This is a genomic window from Microbulbifer elongatus (assembly GCF_021165935.1).
GTDB classification, from domain to species: Bacteria; Pseudomonadota; Gammaproteobacteria; order Pseudomonadales; family Cellvibrionaceae; genus Microbulbifer; species Microbulbifer elongatus.
In genome coordinates, this window is record NZ_CP088953.1 from 124,325 (window position 1) to 143,836 (window position 19,512).

The window sequence follows — 19,512 nt, forward strand, 5'->3', positions numbered from 1 at the left end:
ACGCATGATTCAAAACAATAAAAAACGCGCGCTGGCACTGCTCGCTCTGCCCATTCTGCTGGCAACGGGCTGTGCCACCACACCGCCGAGTAATACCGACGACCTGTGCGCGATCTTCCGCGAGAAGGATGACTGGTACCACGAGGCGGCGGAGTCCGCGCGCAAGTGGAACACCCCCATCGCCACCATGATGGCCACTCTGCACCAGGAATCCCGCTTCGTGCACGATGCCAGACCGCCGCGCACCAAGATCCTGTGGATAATTCCCGGACCACGCCCCTCCGATGCCTACGGTTATGCCCAGGCCCTCGGTACCACCTGGAAGGGTTATCAGCGCTCCACCGGCAACTACCGCGGGGATCGCGACGACTTCGAGGACGCAATCGATTTTGTCGGCTGGTACCACAACACCAGCCAGCGCCAGTGCCGTATCAAGCCCAACGATACCTATCATCTTTATCTCGCCTACCACGAGGGCCAAGGCGGATTTAACCGCCGCACCTTTCGCAACAAGCAATGGCTAAAAAATGTGGCCAAAAAGGTATCGGCGCGGGCACAGACCTACCAGCGGCAGCTCAACAGTTGCGAGGCCTCGCTGAAAAAACGGAAAAAGTTCCTGGGGCTGTTTTGACCCGGTGATTACCAAGCCGAGAAAATTCGCCGGTCAGCGGAGGAAGTGGCGGCGAATCTCCCAACCAGCCCGGAATAACAACTACCCTTTGCAGACAGTGCTTTGCCGCACACCCTCGATGAATTTCGATGCCAAGGCTCTGTAGCCCTCACCTGACGCTGGGCGTGCAATTCCGCACAGATGCGTTTTACCCCGATAATGAGAGGTGCTCATGAAGCCGACCGTCATCTTTTCCGCCGCTCTCGCATTGGCTCTCGCTGTTTCCAGCGCCTTTGCCGAAACCGCCATCTCCGAAGCGCAGCTCCAGAAGTTTGCCGATGCCTACCGCTCCATTGTGACCCTGAGCCAGGAATACGCGCCGAAAATCAAAGCCGCCGCGGATGCCGCCGCCGCCGAGGCAATCAATGTAGAAGCCCAGAGCAAAATGGTTGCCGCGGTACAGAGCGCGGGCCTGAGCAAAGAAGAGTACCAGGGTATCGCCACCCAACTGCGCAACGACCCTGAACTGCTGAAAAAAGTGAATGCCATTCTGCAGAAGGCCGCGGCGCCACAATAACTGGCACACCAGGCCCCGAGCTCAATCCGGCGCCGGGATCTGCTCCGGCGCCAGTGCCAGCACCTCGGCAATCGCCACCAGGTTGCTCCGCACCCAGTGGCGGTCGATCGACCCCCAGTCTTTCAGTTCGTAGTAGCCATCGTTATTGCGCACCCCCTGTTGTACAAACGCTACCTGAGTCCCGTGCCCCGGCAAGCCCTTGGCGATCACATCCTGAATAGTGCGGCGAGGCCAGCCAGTCACCTCCTCCAGTGCGGGATTGTTCGGTCGCGGCAGACGCTCGATCAGATACGCCACCAGTAACCGGCGACAGATGGTGGGGTTGAGACCGCTGTTCAGGGATTGAGACATAACGCTTCCTTGTAAAGGTCGATCAGGGCGCAAACCACTTGCCCGCCTTCCCCCTTTGTAGCACACCGGCCACACATTCAGCCACGGTCCCGGCCCGCACCAAAATCGATCACCTACCCGACAGGCGCGACTTTTTATGCACCTTTTTGCATAATCCAGCCACAAGTAACCAAGTAGCCAACAGCGGGAAGTGTGACCGTGGAGACAGAAGAGAAGCCTCAGGAAGTCGAGCAGCACCAGGAACCCGGTATCCTGGCCGCCGCCGTGTATGCCCATCTGGCCGGGCCGCGCGCCGCCGGTGTGGACTGCGACCAGCTGTTGCTGGGCGCCGGCATCGACCCGTCCACTGCCGCAACCCCCGGCGCCCGAATCGGCCGCGAGCAGCTGGCGCACCTGTTGCGGCAGCTGTGGGATCAACTCGAAGATGAATCCAGTGGCCATCTGGCGCGTCCCTGGCTGCCCGGCACCTTCGCCATGATGGGGCACGCCACCATCACCTGCCCCAGCCTGCGCCGCGCGCTGCGGCGCGCTGCACGCTTCGTGGCCATGGTCAGCGACGATCTGCACATCAAACTGGTAGAAGACGGTGAAGAAGCCCGGCTGATTTTCCATCACGAAAATCGCAAACAGCTGCCCAACCAGAACTTTGTCGAATCCCTGTCGGTCATCTGGCTGCGCTTTTTCAGCTGGCTGATCGACCGCACCATCCTGCTGGAGCGGGTCCATCTCGCCTTCCCACCTCCGGATTACCCGGAAGAGTACGCCGACATGTTCCCCTGCCGGCACTACTTTCACCAGCAGGAAACCTGCCTGGTGTTCAACACCCGCTACCTGAGCATGCCCCTGGTGCGCGACGCGCAGCAACTCAACGAATTTCTCGCCCGCGCGCCAGAATGCCTCCTCAGCCAGTACAAGTCCGATAACAGCTACACCGGCCGAATCCGGCGTATGCTGCAGAGCGATAACAGCATCGAGAATCTGTCGCTGGATGATGTGGCCGAGCGCCTGCACACCTCGCCCCAGACCCTGCGTCGGCGCCTGAAAGACGAGGGCAACAGCTGGCAGGACATCAAGGATTCGGTGCGCCGGGACATGGCCATGTACCAGCTGAAGGGACAGGACACCGCCGTGGCAGAAATTGCCGAGCGACTGGGCTTTTCTGAACCCAGTGCGTTCAACCGCGCCTTCAAAAAGTGGACAGGACTGGCGCCGGGCGCCTACCGGGAAAAATACCGGGGGTAATACGCACGCGCTCTCCCCCGGGGCAGCGAGGCTCAAACAAAAAACCGCGGCTGGCCGCGGTTTTTTTTCTCCGGGAATTACCCGTCACCTCCTCAGGCACCCTTACTGGGTAAACGAGTCCACCTTGACCACAATGCGGCGGTTTTTCTGTTTGCCCTCTTCGGTGCTGTTATCCGCAATCGGGTTGGCCGGGCCCATCCCCACCGCTTTGACACGGCTCGTATCCACACCGGCGCCGGTCACCATCAGCATCACCGCCTGCGCGCGCGCCTCGGACAGTTTCTGATTGGCTCCGGCATCGCCGTCACTATCGGTGTAACCCTCGATAACGATATTGAGCCCCGGGTTTTCCTGCATGACTTTGATCAGCGCCTGCACATCCGGTAATGAGTCGGTATTGGGCATGCTTCCGTCAGCGGGAAACTCGATGCGCAGAGGGAATTCCTTGCCGGGCTCCCGGGTCGCGTCTGCCAGATAGGCACGGAAATCCGTCGCGAAATCTCCGCTGGCGGAATCCATTGGTATTTCTTTCTGGGTGTCCGGCGTCGTCATGGGGTCATCGGCAGAACCTGCGGGAGCCTCTTCGACCACCACCTCATCCTGCTCCATCACCACCCCACCGGTGCCATCGTCCACCTTCTCTTTTTTTGCACACATATTGAGAGCCCACAGTACCCCCAGGGCAATCAGCAGTGGCCACAGCCATTTGCCAATGCCACTCCTGCGCGCCGGCGGCGAGGTGTGAGCCGCGTGGGCTGTCTCACGGGGGGTGGTTTCCACCACCGTGCGTTCGGCCATTTCATCCAGACTGTCGGCACCGAGTTCATCCAATAGCCCAGGCGGTATCTGATCTTTGATATGGGTTTTCTGACCCAGCAAGAGCGCGGCCAGGCCTTCCATATTCAGCCCTTTGCTTTTCACCAGCTTGCCCACCAGCGACATCACCACCGGTGCGGCAATTCGCATCAGGCTGGCGCTTTTGGTGCTGTCCAGCCCAAGCGCATTGGAAATCACATTGAAAATGCCATCTTTCTTGTCGCCGAACAGTGCGCCCAGAATGTTGCCACCGACATCCTGCAGACTCCTCATCCGGTCCGGGTCGGAGAAAATATCTCCCGGTGCAGAGAGATCCATACTGGTGCTTTTGGTGGCCATGTTGAGCAGCGAACCCAGGCCACTTTCGCTGCCGGCCTTATTCAGCATACCGGCCAGAACCGAGGCGGCACCGGTGGAAAAAGCAGACTCGGATTTGCCCGCTGGCAGCCCCAGCGCATTGCCCAATGCACCGAGCCCCGAAGATCCAAGGTGGCGTACCGCCATATCCAGAATATTGTCAGCCATGTGTACCTCTTTGCCTGATTCGCCTTGCTGCGACTTGCTCGAACGACCGCCCTGGTACGCTGCGCGGGACTCCGGCGGCGGTCGAGCGTATTCATTCCATCACTCCACTCAGTGTACGGCAGCAAAAACCACAGGTTAGGTCGATTCCGAATAAGAGGCAGAGAGCGCCATCAGCATTCTGAATGGCCTGCGGCCGGCGGTGGCGAGGCTTCAGTAGTCAACAATCTGGCGCGTGCGGCAACCATACAGCCTTTATAAAAATTTCACTTTCTGGTCATAATTCCGCAACGCAACGCTTGTTGCGAACGCCCCTCCCCTCCTGCGGAGATGGGCATATATTCCAAGGACTGAAACAGGGACGTTTCATGGGAATCGACATTGCGCCAAGGTTGCCGCAAAAGGTGGTGATCGATGGCATCTACGAAACCAATAAGGTTCTGCTCAATATCGAGCAAGACCGAGTGGTGAAGCGCTTTAAAACACGCTCGAAAACCCACCGACGCCGCTATTTTACCGAGAAGGAGGCGCTCCACCGCCTGCGCGGGATCCGCGAAATACCGCAGCTATTGGACAGTGACGATCGCCGGTTCACCCTGCAGATGTCGCGCCTTCCGGGAGAATCCACAGCGCGCCTGAGTTCCGAAAACCTCAATGACCTCGGCAGGATTGTGGAGCAGATGCTGGACGCGGGGGTCGCCCGTCATTCAATGCCGGTGCGCGATATCGTGATTGACGCGCAGGGCCGGCTCGGATTGGTGGACTTCGAACGCGCCAGCCTGCGTCCCCGCTACTGGCGGCCGGACTGGCCCGTGGCCAGGCTGGTTGCGCGCTACCACCTGTACCGCCTGATCGCCGAGCACCAACCCCATCAACTGACCGCCCGGCAGGCGCGGCTGGTGGCGATCGGCGCACGACTCAGAGGCCTGGTAGCCTTTATCCACTCGCTCACCAAGCGCAGGCCACGCAAGCTCAGCTGACGTTCTGATCCCGGTACTGTTTGGGGCTCACCCCAAACTGCTGGTGGAAACGGCGGCTGAAATGACTGAGGTGACGATACCCGAGATCAAAGCACACCCGGGTCACCGATTCGCCCCGCGCCAAGCGGTCTTTTGCCGACTGCATACGCAGGTGCTGCTGGAACTCAGCCGGCGTACACCCCAGGTGCTGCTTGAACTCTGCGTAAAACCGGCTGCGACTCATACAGGCAATTCTGCTGAGTTGCTCCGTGTCCAGCGGTTGATCCAGATGGGACTGGATATGATGGATCACTGCCCCCAGGCCATTGACCTCGGGATTGTTGGCGCAGACCTTCAGTAAAAAGGTACGCATCTGCTCCCGCAGCATCCGCACCACCAGTTCACTCACCCCCAGATCCACCAGAAAATCCCGGTCGCTGGAATTCTCCGTAAAGGTGGTGACCAGCCGTTGCAGCAGCTCCTGCGTCGCGGGACTGTGCCGGGTATGGATCAGCGAATCCGGCCGGTAGCGCCAGTCTTCAAACTCCCGCTGCAGAGGCGCCGCGCTGTTCAGACGCGAACAGATATTCTCCACCCGATCGCGGGCAATCTCGATGGTGAGACAGGAGGTGGGCGACTCCATACGCGCATCGGGAAAATCAATTTCCACATGCTCTCCGGGCGCCATCACAAAGGATTCCCGCGGCAGAAACTCGGCGGCGTAATTGTTCTGGGCATGCATGATTTTGCGACCGGTGATCATGCCGCAATACAGTAGCTCACCGGCAGAAAGTCCAACACGCTCCGCCGGCAGGTAGGTGTCGTAAACACTGAGTTCCGAACTGGGGCCAGCGAACGACACCCGGTTCTCGATCAACTCGCGGGGCTGTTGCCGACCGCGGACCATCGCTTCAGTCATATTTTTATTGTCGTAGTAAATTGTCGTTGCAGGCGCTGGACTGTGGGTCAACGAATCTGTACTCAGAGGAAAGTACCCCCCCTCCGGAGCCTCTATTTTCATTCCTCGACAGCACAACAACAGGAACAAGCAACCGGACTCAGCACCGGACTTCCAGATTACTCCCCGCACCCCCGGATAACAACGCTACACCGGCCCCCGGGGAGCAGAATAATCAGCCCAACGAGGAATTCAGCGATGATCTATGCACAGCCCGGACAGGATGACGCCCTGGTCGACTTCCACCCCCGCTACGAAAATTTTATCGGCGGTGCGTGGGTTCCCCCGGTGGAAGGGGACTACATGGAAAACATCTCACCGGTTACCGGCGAAGCCTTCTGCGAGGTCCCGCGCTCCGGTGCCGCCGATATCGAACTGGCGCTGGATGCCGCACATGCCGCCAAAGATGCCTGGGGCAAAACCGCCGCCGCGGAGCGCGCCAACCTGCTGCTGCGGATTGCCGACCGCATCGAGCAGAATCTGGAGGCCCTCGCCGTTGCGGAAACCTGGGACAACGGCAAGGCGGTGCGCGAAACCCTCGCCGCGGACATTCCCCTGTGCGTCGATCACTTCCGCTACTTCGCCGGCTGCCTGCGCGCCCAGGAAGGCAGCATGGCCGAGCTGGACGAGCACACAGTTGCCTACCACATTCACGAACCCCTCGGTGTGGTGGGCCAGATCATTCCCTGGAATTTCCCGATCCTGATGGCCGCGTGGAAACTCGCCCCGGCACTCGCCGCCGGCAACTGCGTGGTACTGAAACCTGCCGAGCAGACTCCGGTCTCGATTCTGGTCATGATGGAAATGATCAGCGACCTGATTCCCCCGGGGGTGATCAACATCGTCAATGGCGTTGGCGACGAAGCGGGCCAGGCCCTGGCCAGCAGCAGCCGCATCGCCAAAATCGCATTTACCGGTTCCACCGCCGTCGGCGGGCATATTCTCAAGTGTGCCGCAGACAACCTGATCCCCTCCACCGTAGAGCTGGGCGGAAAGTCCCCCAACATCTACTTTGCCGATGTCATGCAGCAGGAAGAGGCCTACATCGACAAATGTGCCGAAGGCCTGGTGCTGGCGTTCTTCAACCAGGGGGAGGTGTGCACCTGCCCATCCCGCGCACTGATTCAGGAATCCATCTACGACGATTTTATGCAGCACGTGCTCGCCCGCACCCGCACCATCGTGCGCGGCAATCCGCTGGATACAGAAACCCAGGTCGGCGCCCAGGCATCGCTGGAGCAGTTTGACAAGATCATGACCTACATCGAAATCGGTCAGCGCGAAGGGGCGCAAGTGCTGTTTGGCGGCGGTGCGGAAGATCTGGGTGGAGAGCTGCAAAAGGGGTATTACGTACAGCCCACGCTGCTCAAAGGGCACAACCAGATGCGCATTTTCCAGGAAGAGATCTTCGGGCCGGTGGTAGGTGTCACCACCTTCAAAGACGAAGCCGAAGCCCTGGCCATTGCCAACGATACCGAATACGGCCTCGGCGCCGGCGTATGGACCCGGGATATGAACCTGGCCTACCGCATGGGGCGCAATATCCAGGCGGGCCGGGTGTGGACCAACTGCTACCACCAGTACCCGGCGCACGCGGCCTTTGGCGGCTACAAAAAATCCGGTATCGGGCGCGAGACCCACAAGCGCGCACTGGAGCACTACCAGCAGACCAAAAACCTGCTGGTCAGTTACGACACCAACCCGCTGGGTTTCTTCTAACCCGGCCACCAGTCCCCACGGCGGGACCCATCCTGTGAGACATTGCGGGGAGCATCAGCTCCCCTTTTTTATTGCGGATTCCCCTTCGAGGGCCAGCCAAAACGCGCTTACCACGGTTGTTCACACGCCCACTCAAACGGTGAACGGCGAGTCTCTTCGGTGCGGGTCCGCCTGTAAGCAATTTGTGCCAGGGAGATAGAGCGTGCGCCAAAGATGATTCACGCGACAATAATGAGACATTCGTTGCATTTTTACTGCCAACCAAAGCACAGCAATTGATTGCCTTATACGCCTATTGGTAAAACAGCTCGCAATACGAATTACAACCAATTTCACGCAACCAGCCAAACCAAGAATGGTACACGAGTACCACCCAGCACACTCTCAGGATCAAACAGTGTTCAAACCGAAACTCATCATTATCCACGGTATGGGTCAACATACTGCGGACAGCTTCAAGGAGGAATTTGTAGAGGGCTGTCGTGCCGCCTTTAGTCTCTACGATGGATTCAGGGGGAGCTCGCCCGAACATTTTGTCGAAATCATTCCGGTCACTTACAGCGATCTGGTAGACGACTACCGACTGCCGGTTGCCAGCTTCCCCGGATCGTTTCGCGAGGCCATCGAATCCATTCCGGAGATCCGTACGCAATTACTCCCCGGTGCAGAGGCGGCATTCATTGCACTGGAAAAAGACCCCAGTAAAGCCGCGCTGCTGAAAACCCACGGACTCGATGCCTTCCTGTACCGCTATTCCCGACTCGGGCAGATCGCCAGAGAACGCCTGGGCCGTGCTGTTGCCCAGGCGGCGCGCAGCATCCACGGCGGCGTACAGAATGTGCATCTGCTCGCACACGCACTGGGCACCTCGGTACTCCACGACACCCTGAGCCAGCTGTACACCCCGCCACCTACCCTGGCGGATCTTGGCAACCTCGACACCAGCCACCACAAGCTCGGCAGTGTGCATATGGTGGCCAATATCAGCCGGCTGATGGCGTCCTCGATCAAGGTCAATCAATCCCTGGTAAAACCGTCCAACAGTGGCTGTATCTACAATTACCGGGAATACCGCCACCGTTACGACCCCATCACCTGGGCACGGCCGTTCAACCCCAAAAATGATGGACGCTGGATCTCGAGTGGTGACTGGCAGTTTGAGGCCTACAAACTGCTTGAGTTTGACGACGTGACCGACGAATACGGCAACACCCACAGTCTGCACAATTATCTGAACAACCCACGGGTGCACCGGGAGCTGTTCCGGCTCGCCTTCGGTATCGAGTTCGACGAAGAGCAGACCGCCCAGGGAGACGACCGCTACTTCTGCCAGACCCGCACCCAGATCACCGAATATATGCAGGCGGCATTTTCCCATCTGCGCAATCTCAACAGTCTCGACGGCATGATCAGTGCCGCCGCAGAACTGAAGGACTTTGTAGAACAGCGCGGCGGGCAGTTCCGCCTGTAACGCGGTTTACCCCCAGACGAACACCGGCTCCCGCACCCTTTCACTCGGGCACACGGGAGCAGGCTGTTCATCAGGGCTGGCTGCGCTCCAGCAATGTGACCTCACCGAGCTCCAGAGACTCAAGTGGTGCGAACTGGGTCGCACGATCTCCAACCATCAGCCAGATCATGGAGTCCGGCAGCAGATATTCTGCCGCGATCTCCTGAACTCTCGCGACCGTCATGTCTTTCGCAATGGCCTCGCGCTCACGTACATAATCTGCAGGCCAGCCATAATCGCTCATATTTTCCAGCAGCCCCAGCTTCGCCCGCGCCGTCTCGAACGCACGGGTGTTGGCCCGCACCAGGTAAGAACGGGATACCGCCAGATCATTTTCCGTATAGGTCGGCCCGTATTGCTGGAGAATCTCCTCGATCAACTGTAGCGATTCCGCGGTCACATTGGCACGCACCCCGGTGCCAATGGAAAACTGGCCGCCGGTCTTGTCGCCACTGAAACTGGAGCCAACCCCGTAGGTGTAGCCCTTGCTCTCACGCAGCTCCTGAGTCAGGCGCGAGGCAAAGCCGCCACCACCGAGTTTGTAGTTGGTAAATACCGCCGGGTAATAATCTTCCGACACCACCGGCATCGCCAGCCGGCCAATGCGCAGTATCGACTGCTTGGAACCGGGCACATCCACAAAGTAAATACCCGGCTTGGCGGGCTCGGATTTCGGGTCGGGAATGCTCACCGGCTTTGCCGGCCAGCTCTTCGCCAGCTGCTCCGCCACCGCGAGAAAATCACCCTCGGCGATATCCCCCACCACATGTGCCCGTGCCACCGAGGGTGACAGGTAATCTCGGTAATAGGCCTTGAGATCATCCATGGTGATGGCCGCCACCGACGCTTCGGTGCCGAGACCGCTATATGCGCGGATACTGTCTTTGCCATACAGCAGTTTCGCGTAGGCGCGACTGGCAATGGCATTGGGCTCCGCCTGCGCACGCTTGATCTGGCTGGTAACACTCTTCTTCGCCAGTACCAGTTCCTTCTCGTCCCAGCGGGGTTCCAGCAACATCTCCTGCAACAGCGCAAACACCTCACTGAAATTGCGCGCCAGGGTGGTCACATCAAAACGGAAGGCATCCCCCCCGGCGGACACACTGATATTCGCACCTAGTTTCTGCACCGCGGTTTCCAGTTCTTCCGGTGTGCGGTTTTTGGTACCGCGCTCCATCAACATGGCCGTGAGATTGGCCACCCCGGTTTTATCGATACGCTCCTGCAGCTGACCACCGTCGATCACCAGACTGAAAGTCACTGTGGGCACCTCACTGTTTTCGATACCGAAAACCTCGATGCCATTGGATAAAGCCCCCTGCCACACATCAGGCACAATCGTCTGTGCCGGCTCGCCATAGTCGGGCTCTTTACTGCGGTCAAAGCGCGACGGGGTTTTTTCATATTCGGCACTGGCGGACGTATCGAACTGCCCCTCGGCACCGCTCACGATTTTCTCTTCCACCACCTTCGCGGGGCTGGAATCCGACAGGGCAAGCGCTTTCTCCCCCTTGGGCACAAAACTGGCCGCCACATAGGGCTTGCCCTTGATGTACTTGTCGTAAACCCGCTTTACATCCTCCGCGGTCACCGCCAGTAAACGGTCAATATCCTGGCTCACGTAACCCGGGTCATCCGCATAAATCTGGTACTGAGCGAGCTGAAACCCCTTGCCCAACACGCTGGACAGGCTGTTGTAAAACGCCACCTCCTGCCCCGCCTTGATGCGCTCCAGGTCTTCCTCGGCGATGCCCTCTTTTTCAAACAGCGCGAATCCTTTTTCGATGCCCGCGTACACCGCGTCCAGATCGCCGCCGGCAAAGGCCTGCACCGTCAACTGCAACTGCCCGGCCAGTTCCGACTCGTAGGCAAACATGGAGACACTTGCGGTGAGCTGCTCATCCTCCACCAGCACCCGGTACAGGGGCGCGCGTTTGCCATAAGCCAGATATTGCAAAAGCACCGCCAGGGGATAACTGTCAGCGCTGTAACGGGGCACCGTGGGCCAGGCCATGGTCAGCTGCGGCAGGCGCGCGAAATTGTCCTCGTAATACAGCCGCCGGGTCTCCTTCAGTTTGGCCGGCTGCTTGGGCGCCCGCTCCACCGCCTCCCCCCTGGGGATCTCATCAAAGTATTTCTCTACCAGCGCCTTCGCCTGCTTCGGATCGAAATCTCCCGCCACCACCAGCGTCACATTGTTGGGCACATACCAGCGGCGGAAAAAGGTCTTCACATCGTCCAGCGTGGCGTTCTGTACATCCTCCAGTGAGCCGATCACCTGCCAGCTGTAAGGGTGCCCCTGGGGGTACAGATTGCTGTCGATCACATACTGGGTATGGCCATAGGGCCGGTTATCCACACCCTGGCGCTTCTCGTTCTTAACGACCTGCTTTTCCTTCGCCAGCACCGGCTCGGTCACCGTATTGATAAACCAGCCCAGCTTGTCCGCCTCTGCCCACAGCATCTTCTCCAGCGCATCCTTGGGCACCGTCTGGTAGTAATTGGTGACATCCCGCGACGTAGAACCATTCGCCCCCGCCCCGCCAATCCGCGCACTCATCGCATCCAGCCCGCCCTTGCCCAGATTCTCCGACTCCAGAAACAGCAGATGCTCGAACAGATGGGCAAAGCCGGTACGCCCCTCCTTCTCCCGCGCCGAGCCCACATGGGCGGTGAGCGACACCGCCACTACCGGGTCGGAGCGGTCGATGTGGAAAAGAACGTTGAGGCCGTTGTCGAGCTGGAACTGTTCGTACTCGATGGCGAATTCAGGTTTTGGGACGTCTTTAGAGGGAGTGGCAGTCTCGGTGGCTGACTGGGCCTGTTGCTCGGGTTCCGGTTGCGAGCGGTCGCAGCCGGACAGGGCCGCGATGGAAAGTGTGATCACAATTGCCAGGGAGACAAACAGATTGCGGGGCATGGGGCATTCCTTAAAAACGCGTCACAACCAACATGCGACACATATCACACTGCGTGTCAGTACCTAAACAAGAATTTATAGAGCTTATGCGTTGCGTAGAACAATAATGTGGAAAGATGAGAGTAGCAGCTACCGCTCTAAGCCAACATAGCTACCACTGTTCTATGCATTTCAGATCGACTACATCTAGAACCAAAGACAGAGCGCATTTAGCGAATCTGTCTAAATATAGGCATCAAATTTCCAGATCTAGAGATTATCTCTACATCTGTGATCTTTTGAATAAACTGTTAAATTTAGCAAGGATTGAGCATGTATACCGGTTTTTGGATTGATGATGGATTTATTTGGGGGCCTACTGAATCTGGAAAGTTCTGGATAGACGATGGCTTTGTCTGGGGTCCATACAATTCAGGGAAATGGTGGATTGAAGATGGCTATATTTGGGGACCATCGGAAGGAGGAAAGTTCTGGATTGATGACGGCCACATCTATGGTCCTTCAAAAATTTTACCTTGGATAAAAGGCTGAGGAAGAGCGCCAAATGATAGAGTGGAGCCATGTACAGTCATCTGCAATTCGCAGAGTTGGGTATAACTCTAAATCAATGCAGATGTATATTGATTTTGAGGATAGTGACCCTGTCTACACGTTTTGCCATGTACCCGAGTATATTTTCAGAGCATTTATCAATGCTTCCTCAGTGGGGCAATACTACCATCAGTATATCAAAGATCGGTATGACTGCTGAGCGCGGCACTCCATTCCAAATTTAATAAAGTGCTGCAGCCGGCGCCTTACTTTATGCGCCTTTTACGCGGCCGTCACCCTTCCATTTTTGCCCAAAAGGCGCATAAAGTAAGCCGCCGCTGCGCATGTCGTTAAGCACCAGCGCTAATAAGGAAAATCCATTTTAATATAAAGGAGAAGAAAATTGAGTCTTCCAAAGTCCTATCTCACTTCAACGAAGCGGCTCCCTGAAATTCTAGAAGCTATACAATCCGCGCAGGCTCCTGACCAATTTACAGTTCGTTTTTTGGAACAACTGGGTTTTAAGTCAAAAGGAGACCGCTTGATTATCGGGGTACTGAAAGATTTAGGGTTATTAGAGGAAAATGGAACTCCAAGAAAACGTTACTATGAATTCCTTGATCAATCTCACTCTGGCGCCGTTCTGGCGCAGGGGGTGAGGGAAGCTTGGTCTGACCTTTTTGCAGTAAATGTAAATGCGCACCAGCTATCCAAGTCTGATTTCATAGGAAAGCTTAAAACTCTGTCAGAAGGCAAGCTTTCGGACAGAGTGCTCGATAGCCACTATATGACATTTAGTGCATTAGTGAAAAATGCAGATTTTACAAGCCACACTCCCTCACCCAGTAAACCAAAGGTTGAGCACAAAGGTGCGGTGCAGCCCCCCTCAGAGGAATCGAGCAAGAAAATTGACATTCCATCAAATGCAGGATCAAAAATTGGTGGTTTAGTCTACAACATTCAGATTGTCCTTCCAGAGTCAAGAGACCCCTCCGTCTACGACGCATTATTCAGAAGCCTTAAGGAACATATTCTATGAAAGGTGCTTTTGGAGAAGTATATGATTTTGTCTTCAAGGGCTTATTAACTGAAGAGGCCCTAGATAGAGCCGGACGAAAAAACCGCAGTAGCCTTTTGCTATCCGACGAAGAGATTGCGAATACTCTATCAATATCCTCATTGCCTGACGATCTAGTAAATGAAGCACGTCAAATGGCAATGGTTTATACGGCTGTGGCTGCCTTTGAGAATGCTGTGCGTGAATTGATATCTGGGGTACTTTTAGAGTCAAAAGGCGAAAGTTGGTGGGAAGAATCAGTATCTCAAAAAATACGAGAAAGGGCTGAAAAAAGAAGAGATGATGAGTTGAAAGTAAAATGGCATACCCAGCGTGGAAGTGCCTCGATAAATTATACAACCATGTCCGATCTCATAAATATTATGCGAAATAACTGGGATGATTTTGAGGCACATATTCAATCGATTGATTGGGCTGCTAACGTATTTGACGCAGTAGAACGTTCTAGAAATGTCATTATGCACAGTGGAACGTTAGAAAATGGTGACATTGAGCGTTTGGGCATATTTATACGAGACTGGGTGAAGCAAGTTGGCACTTAACAAGACCACAAAGCCTGGGGTCAAATCTTGCAGAACAGTATAAAACCATGAACTTCGACCCACTTATCAGTCAAGTATTTCCACTAGCCCAATGGCTTATCCCTATCGCCCTGATCGCCGCGATTATAAAATCCCCTTGGTTCAAAGGTCTCTGGGGCGAGGCGCTGGTCAGTTTCTTCGGCTGGCTACTACTGCCATCCAGGACTTACCGGCGACTGCACAACGTAACGCTTCGCACGCCGGACGTGCACCACACAGATAGATCATATCTTCGTATCCCGCTTCGGAATTTTCGTGGTGGAAACCAAGAACATGCAGAGCTGGATATTTGGCAGTGAACGCCAGGCGCAGTGGACACAGAAGATCTACAAGAAATCATCTAGATTCCAGAACTCGCTCCAGCAGAACTACAAACATGTTAAAGCGCTGGAGACACTGCTTGATGTAACACCGGATGTTGTTCACTCGGTGGTGGTCTTTGCTGGTAACTGCACCTTTGAAACACCGATGCCCCCCGATGTCACTTAGGAAGGCGGGTATATCCGCTATATCAAATCTTTCACCACCCCGGTTCTTGCTGAAGAGAAAGTCGAGATAGTTACCGGCAGAATTCAGTCGAGGCGGCTGGCACCAACGCGGGAAACCCACAGGCAGCATGTAGAACAGCTAAAGGCCCGCAGCCATCCGGATGCCAAAAGGCTCTGTCCGAAATGTGGCACCAAGATGGTCAAGCGGGGACCGAATGCGGGTAGCCAGTTCTGGGGTTGTTCGTCATTTCCCAAATGGAGGGGCACGCTCGCTGCCAATTGATCCCTTTCAGAACCGGTTTTTCAGGTGGAAAACACTAGGCCCCGCTTCAGTATAAACTCGGAGCGCTAACAACCAGTGCGCTATCACATCCCTAGAATTTCACTTTCTCACCGCCGGCCGTGCGCATCAGGTTACAAGTCTGCCATTCCCCTATAGAATGGTCTGAGTCGTATAGCTGTCCGCACCATTCTCAGAATGGCAAGCATCCCTCACCGGAAGCACGCTGATGCGACCGCCTGCTCCTGCCGAGACAGGTGCCCGGCGCACAATATCAACAATAACGAAAAGGGCTATTTACATGGACCGTATTATCTTAGGCGTCATTACCGCTGTGCTCGCGGTATTTTCTTACTCACTTTGGGACAAGAACCAGGATCTTGAACAGGAAGTAAAACGCGGGGAAATCTCCATTGACTCCACGATGCTCTCCAAAGCCACTGAGTTTACCTTTATGAAAGTGGAAAATCAGTTTACATATTATATGAAGGAGAAAAATATCGGGCCCAGAAATGGAAAATGGGAAGCTCTTTATACATGGAGTTACCCGTTCAATTTTGGGTACAAGATCGAAGACAACTGGGACTGGTGTATTGATATAGACCAGGAAGAAGGTGTCATCTCGATCAATGCGCCAAAGATCACGCAACTCAACAGGTCTGACGCATCGCCAAAGGCAGAGAAAATCTTCAATGGCGGCTTCAAGGTCACCCAGGTTGCCGCGCAGGAATGGATGGTGAAAACGGCAAACAAAAAAATGAAAGACACGGCGTCTCGCTACCTTGAAAATACCACAGTTCAGGAGTCCGTTAAAAAATCTCTTTCATCCTTTTTTCGTGAGATTTTGAATGATGCCCATGAAGGGGAAAACCCGATCAACGACGTCATCGTCAATATCACCGACGACAGCACTTGCAATACGGCAAACATCTAGGACCGGAGTAAAATTCCGCCATACAGCCGCAAGAGAAGATCTGTGTATCAGTCGCGATGATGAGTAGGGCTTTACATGCACTTATTAGACAGAGGTGGCCGCTACTGACCAATGCGGCGAAGCCCCCAGATACAATCTTCATCAACTAATGACTTGGAGAAGTAATGGAACATGAAATTCTCAGAATATTCCTAGCCAACCAGTGGCTCACCATACCAATATTCATCATCCTGGTAATCGGCGTTACGCTCTTCTGGTTCGGTGGCCTGATGGCAGCGCTGACGGCGCTGGGTAACAACCGCTGGGGCTGGGGGTTATCGTCACTTGTTCTCGGCCCGATCACGGGATTTCCATACTCCCTGATCTACAACGAAGCCGAGTACCCGAAATCACTGATGATCAAGGGTCTGCTTTTCTTGCTTGCGGCACTCGCTCTATCGCTCCTCGCATGGGCGATCAGCTGAGCGCGCTCATTAGTATGATAGTTTCTGTTCGGAGTATCCAGGATGGTAAAAATAAGCGGAAGTAAAGACTGCGGAAATTCTCCCAAGAATCAGCTGGTGGAGAAAGTGGCTATCGCTATTGAGGTAGGTGATCTTTCCTTTCTGGAGGAGTATCTGGACGATGAAATTATCTGGGAACGCTCAGATAATTTCCTCGCAGAGGGACAAGAGGTCTCGGACCTCATCAAGAAAAGAAAAAATAAACTTTCTTCAGTAACGATTACGCACGTCATCTCGCACGGAAAAATTGGTGCAGTAAATGGGGTCAGCACCAACAACCAGGGAGAGAAGATCCATTTCTGTCACGTCATCGCCTTCTCAAGCGTAAAATTCACCAGAATCAGCAGGCTGTGTAGCTACGGAAGGTTCTAGATTTCAAGTAGTCCGATTTAGCGCCAGCTACCTGTGCTGGTACCACTGCGGTAATCCCGGTTATTTCTGCTGCACATTAAAGCCATCCGGATGAACCAGTTGCGCCCCATACGCAGGGTCTACAGCCGCGACCGTGGAGTAGATGTCGGAAAAGGTGGAGGCGATCCATTTCGCCTCCGTTTGACGCATATTCTGGCCGCGCCAGGGGTCGTGGTAAATCACATGGTTGGCATCCACACCGATCACCACCACCCAATGCCCCGCCACACTAAATCGGACACTCTGCGCATAGGGCCCATAGTTGGATAACGCTCTATACACCATGGGAACACTCCAGCGCCCCACGGTCGGCTCCAGGCCCCACGCTTGCAAGCCGCGACCGGTGATAACATTTGCCACATCATCATCGTTCGCGCCCGACAAAACACCACGGGGATTTACGCGCATACGCCAGGAGTTTGCATGACCGCCATTGGCCTTCAAGGGCGCTGCAGGGTTCTTGCCATGAAAGAGCAACAGCATTTCTGCAGAGGAATCACCACATAGATTACAGTGGTTCTGGTGTACGAAGGGTACCAGGTACTCGAGGTTACCGAGATCCACCGCGTGGCGGTTATGATCCCGCTTGGACATACCAAATATTTTGCGAAACGGCCCTTTAAGACGCACGGATTCCCTCCTCCGGATACCAATTTTCCTTTTGCTGTGCACCAATATATCACCCGCCCCAATTGATTGACACGGAACCGCGCAAGATCCAACGAACGGATTTATACAGATAAACCATACCTTTAGACCTCTTTAGCGGTTTGCCACTGGACACCGAAAATCGCCCCTGCGGCGTCGGCTGGGCTGATCTGGGCGAGCGCTGAGTCACGCCCAAAGATGCATTGCCCGCCATTTTTTCCGGATTAGCGGTTCTTTCTGGCCACCTGATACGCCTACTTAATATCAGCGCGCAAAATATTCATCCATTGCGGGCGGTGTTTTCGCGTCTTTCGCCACGGCATTGGCGGCCCGGTGTGGTTGCGCCGCCTGTCTGCCGCACAACAACAATAAAAAAACGGAGCGAGCCATGTCTTCGCCAGATCTACAAACCTCCTATCAGGAACACGGGAATCCCCGCCTCGCCCGGCTCGGTGTCGGCGAGAAAGCCGGCTTCGCCATTGGGGATTTCGGATTCAATCTGTACTGGACCTGTATCGCCTCTTTTCTTGCGGTTTTCTATACCGATGTCTTTGGCCTGCCAGCGGCCATCGCGGGCACGCTGTTGCTGGTTACCAAGCTTATTGATGCGGTAACCGATCCACTCATGGGTGCCATTGCAGATCGCACCCGGAGCCGCTGGGGCAAGTTCCGGCCGTACCTGCTGTTTGCGGGCCTGCCCATGGCCGCGGCCTCGGTGCTTACCTTTACCACGCCGGACCTGGACGAGACCGGCAAGATTATCTACGCCTATATCACCTACAGCGCGATGATGCTGGGGTACACCTTGCTGAGTACGCCCTACGCGTCTCTGTCCGGGGTGATGACTGCGCACCCCCAGGAGCGCAACACGCTGATCAGCTGGCGGTTTATCGCGGCGTTTGTGGGTATGACCTGCGTCAATAAATATACCTTGCCCCTGGTGGAATGGCTGGGGCGGGGAGACGAGCAGCTTGGCTGGCAGCTCACCATGACGGTGTATGGCGCTATTGCCTGTGTCATATTCGCGGTGACCTTTTTCACCACCCGCGAACGCATCGTCCCCTCTCCGGTACAGAAAACCCGGCCGCTGGACGACATCCAGGATCTGCTGCGCAATCGCCCCTGGCTGATTCTGGTGGGACTGCAGATGGTCATCATGCTGACCATTACCCTGCGCGGCGGCTCCAGTTATTACTACCTGATGTATTACGTGGAGCGTCCGGAGCTGATTTCCAACTACCTGGCCGTGCAGGCACTGGCCCTGGCGGCCGGCGCGGCGATCACACCACTGCTGACCCGCTATGTGGACAAGGCCCGCCTGATTGTCATTCTGATGGCGGTGGTCGGCACCCTGTCCCTAGCCTTTTATTTTGTTCCGAAAGATGCGGTGTGGTTGATGTTTACCCTCAACATTCTGATCAGCCTGGCGTTGGGGCCCAAGTCTCCCCTGGCGTGGTCCATGTTTGCCGACTGCGCCGATTACACCGAGTGGCGCAGCGGCCGCCGCGCTACCGCGATGACATTTTCCGCCGCCACCTTTTCCATGAAACTGGGCGGCGCCATGGGTTCCGCATTGATGCTGTGGGTGCTGGCCGGCATCGGCTATGTGGCGCGGGAGGCCCAGAGTGATGCCTCGCAAACCGGTATCGCCCTGCTGCAAACGGTCATACCCGGCGTCTTCGCGCTGCTCGCAGCCGCAGTGGCAAGTTTCTATCCATTAAACAATGCGCGCCTGGCGCGTATACAGGAGGAGCTCGGCAGGCGGACCGCAACCGCTCAGCCAGATGCAGAAGAATTCACCCACGCGTCTGGAAAAAATCCGCCCCCGGAAAATCCATCCATGGGCACCGCAACATCGTGAGGATAGTTTCCGT

Annotated in this window: 21 protein-coding genes; 16 read left to right on the forward strand and 5 right to left on the reverse strand. The window is 55.8% G+C overall.

Features of this window, described 5'->3' with window-relative positions:
• Positions 1-4 precede the first annotated feature (4 nt).
• Both LRR79_RS00560 and LRR79_RS00565 read left to right on the forward strand, forming a co-directional pair.
• Entirely contained in the window at positions 5-631 is a 627-nt protein-coding gene (locus LRR79_RS00560) for a transglycosylase SLT domain-containing protein (protein WP_231758500.1), read from the forward strand.
• A 211-nt stretch (positions 632-842) separates the two neighbouring features.
• Entirely contained in the window at positions 843-1,187 is a 345-nt protein-coding gene (locus tag LRR79_RS00565) for a DUF4168 domain-containing protein (RefSeq protein WP_231758501.1), read from the forward strand.
• 21 nt (positions 1,188-1,208) lie between these two features.
• Here LRR79_RS00565 and LRR79_RS00570 read toward each other — a convergent pair whose 3' ends face one another.
• Entirely contained in the window at positions 1,209-1,538 is a 330-nt protein-coding gene (locus LRR79_RS00570; protein WP_231758502.1) for a helix-turn-helix domain-containing protein, read from the reverse strand.
• Positions 1,539-1,736: 198 nt separating this feature from the next.
• On the opposite strand from LRR79_RS00570, the gene LRR79_RS00575 reads away from it, so the two are divergent.
• Complete coding sequence (locus LRR79_RS00575) at positions 1,737-2,780, forward strand: AraC family transcriptional regulator (protein ID WP_231758503.1); 1,044 nt, start codon at positions 1,737-1,739, stop codon at positions 2,778-2,780.
• A 102-nt stretch (positions 2,781-2,882) separates the two neighbouring features.
• On the opposite strand, the gene LRR79_RS00580 is transcribed toward LRR79_RS00575, so the two are convergent.
• Positions 2,883-4,121: an OmpA family protein gene (locus LRR79_RS00580; RefSeq protein ID WP_231758504.1), complete on the reverse strand. Its 1,239-nt coding sequence runs from the start codon at positions 4,119-4,121 to the stop codon at positions 2,883-2,885.
• A gap of 365 nt (positions 4,122-4,486) precedes the next feature.
• On the opposite strand from LRR79_RS00580, the gene LRR79_RS00585 reads away from it, so the two are divergent.
• The gene (locus LRR79_RS00585) at positions 4,487-5,098 is read left to right on the forward strand and encodes a protein kinase family protein (protein WP_231758505.1); all 612 of its coding nucleotides are present in this window, start codon (positions 4,487-4,489) and stop codon (positions 5,096-5,098) included.
• Here the strand turns inward: LRR79_RS00585 and LRR79_RS00590 are convergent.
• Entirely contained in the window at positions 5,091-5,996 is a 906-nt protein-coding gene (locus LRR79_RS00590) for an AraC family transcriptional regulator (RefSeq protein ID WP_231758506.1), read from the reverse strand. The two genes, LRR79_RS00585 and LRR79_RS00590, sit on opposite strands and share 8 nt — an antisense overlap.
• A gap of 237 nt (positions 5,997-6,233) precedes the next feature.
• On the opposite strand from LRR79_RS00590, the gene exaC reads away from it, so the two are divergent.
• Together exaC and LRR79_RS00600 are read left to right on the forward strand one after the other, a co-directional pair.
• Positions 6,234-7,754: an acetaldehyde dehydrogenase ExaC gene (exaC, locus tag LRR79_RS00595; RefSeq protein ID WP_231758507.1), complete on the forward strand. Its 1,521-nt coding sequence runs from the start codon at positions 6,234-6,236 to the stop codon at positions 7,752-7,754.
• A gap of 397 nt (positions 7,755-8,151) precedes the next feature.
• Entirely contained in the window at positions 8,152-9,225 is a 1,074-nt protein-coding gene (locus LRR79_RS00600; protein ID WP_231758508.1) for a hypothetical protein, read from the forward strand.
• Between the two features lie 70 nt (positions 9,226-9,295).
• On the opposite strand, the gene LRR79_RS00605 is transcribed toward LRR79_RS00600, so the two are convergent.
• Positions 9,296-12,184 (reverse strand): M16 family metallopeptidase, encoded by a 2,889-nt coding sequence (locus LRR79_RS00605; RefSeq protein WP_231758509.1) that lies wholly within the window; start codon positions 12,182-12,184, stop codon positions 9,296-9,298.
• A gap of 312 nt (positions 12,185-12,496) precedes the next feature.
• On the opposite strand from LRR79_RS00605, the gene LRR79_RS00610 reads away from it, so the two are divergent.
• The 9 genes from LRR79_RS00610 to LRR79_RS00640 all read left to right on the forward strand — a co-directional run bounded on the left by LRR79_RS00610 (position 12,497) and on the right by LRR79_RS00640 (position 16,951).
• On the forward strand, positions 12,497-12,715 hold the full coding sequence (locus LRR79_RS00610) for a hypothetical protein (RefSeq protein WP_231758510.1): 219 nt from the start codon (positions 12,497-12,499) through the stop codon (positions 12,713-12,715).
• A 13-nt stretch (positions 12,716-12,728) separates the two neighbouring features.
• The gene (locus LRR79_RS17340; protein WP_407665223.1) at positions 12,729-12,935 is read left to right on the forward strand and encodes a KTSC domain-containing protein; all 207 of its coding nucleotides are present in this window, start codon (positions 12,729-12,731) and stop codon (positions 12,933-12,935) included.
• A 183-nt stretch (positions 12,936-13,118) separates the two neighbouring features.
• Entirely contained in the window at positions 13,119-13,754 is a 636-nt protein-coding gene (locus LRR79_RS00615) for a DUF5343 domain-containing protein (RefSeq protein WP_231758511.1), read from the forward strand.
• The gene (locus tag LRR79_RS00620) at positions 13,751-14,335 is read left to right on the forward strand and encodes a Swt1 family HEPN domain-containing protein (RefSeq protein ID WP_231758512.1); all 585 of its coding nucleotides are present in this window, start codon (positions 13,751-13,753) and stop codon (positions 14,333-14,335) included. Before LRR79_RS00615 ends, LRR79_RS00620 begins: the two co-directional genes overlap by 4 nt.
• A gap of 297 nt (positions 14,336-14,632) precedes the next feature.
• Entirely contained in the window at positions 14,633-14,863 is a 231-nt protein-coding gene (locus tag LRR79_RS00625) for a nuclease-related domain-containing protein (protein WP_231758513.1), read from the forward strand.
• Between the two features lie 195 nt (positions 14,864-15,058).
• Positions 15,059-15,145, forward strand: coding sequence for a hypothetical protein (locus LRR79_RS17345; RefSeq protein ID WP_407665233.1), 87 nt, complete (start codon positions 15,059-15,061; stop codon positions 15,143-15,145).
• Positions 15,146-15,443: 298 nt separating this feature from the next.
• Positions 15,444-16,076: a hypothetical protein gene (locus LRR79_RS00630; protein ID WP_231758514.1), complete on the forward strand. Its 633-nt coding sequence runs from the start codon at positions 15,444-15,446 to the stop codon at positions 16,074-16,076.
• A 164-nt stretch (positions 16,077-16,240) separates the two neighbouring features.
• Positions 16,241-16,540, forward strand: a complete 300-nt coding sequence (locus LRR79_RS00635) for a hypothetical protein (RefSeq protein ID WP_231758515.1) — start codon at positions 16,241-16,243, stop codon at positions 16,538-16,540.
• A gap of 42 nt (positions 16,541-16,582) precedes the next feature.
• On the forward strand, positions 16,583-16,951 hold the full coding sequence (locus LRR79_RS00640; protein ID WP_231758516.1) for a hypothetical protein: 369 nt from the start codon (positions 16,583-16,585) through the stop codon (positions 16,949-16,951).
• A gap of 60 nt (positions 16,952-17,011) precedes the next feature.
• Here LRR79_RS00640 and LRR79_RS00645 read toward each other — a convergent pair whose 3' ends face one another.
• Entirely contained in the window at positions 17,012-17,620 is a 609-nt protein-coding gene (locus tag LRR79_RS00645) for a papain-like cysteine protease family protein (RefSeq protein WP_231758517.1), read from the reverse strand.
• 406 nt (positions 17,621-18,026) lie between these two features.
• Here LRR79_RS00645 and LRR79_RS00650 point away from each other — a divergent pair, with 406 nt between their 5' ends.
• On the forward strand, positions 18,027-19,499 hold the full coding sequence (locus LRR79_RS00650) for a glycoside-pentoside-hexuronide (GPH):cation symporter (RefSeq protein ID WP_231758518.1): 1,473 nt from the start codon (positions 18,027-18,029) through the stop codon (positions 19,497-19,499).
• Positions 19,500-19,512 lie beyond the last annotated feature (13 nt).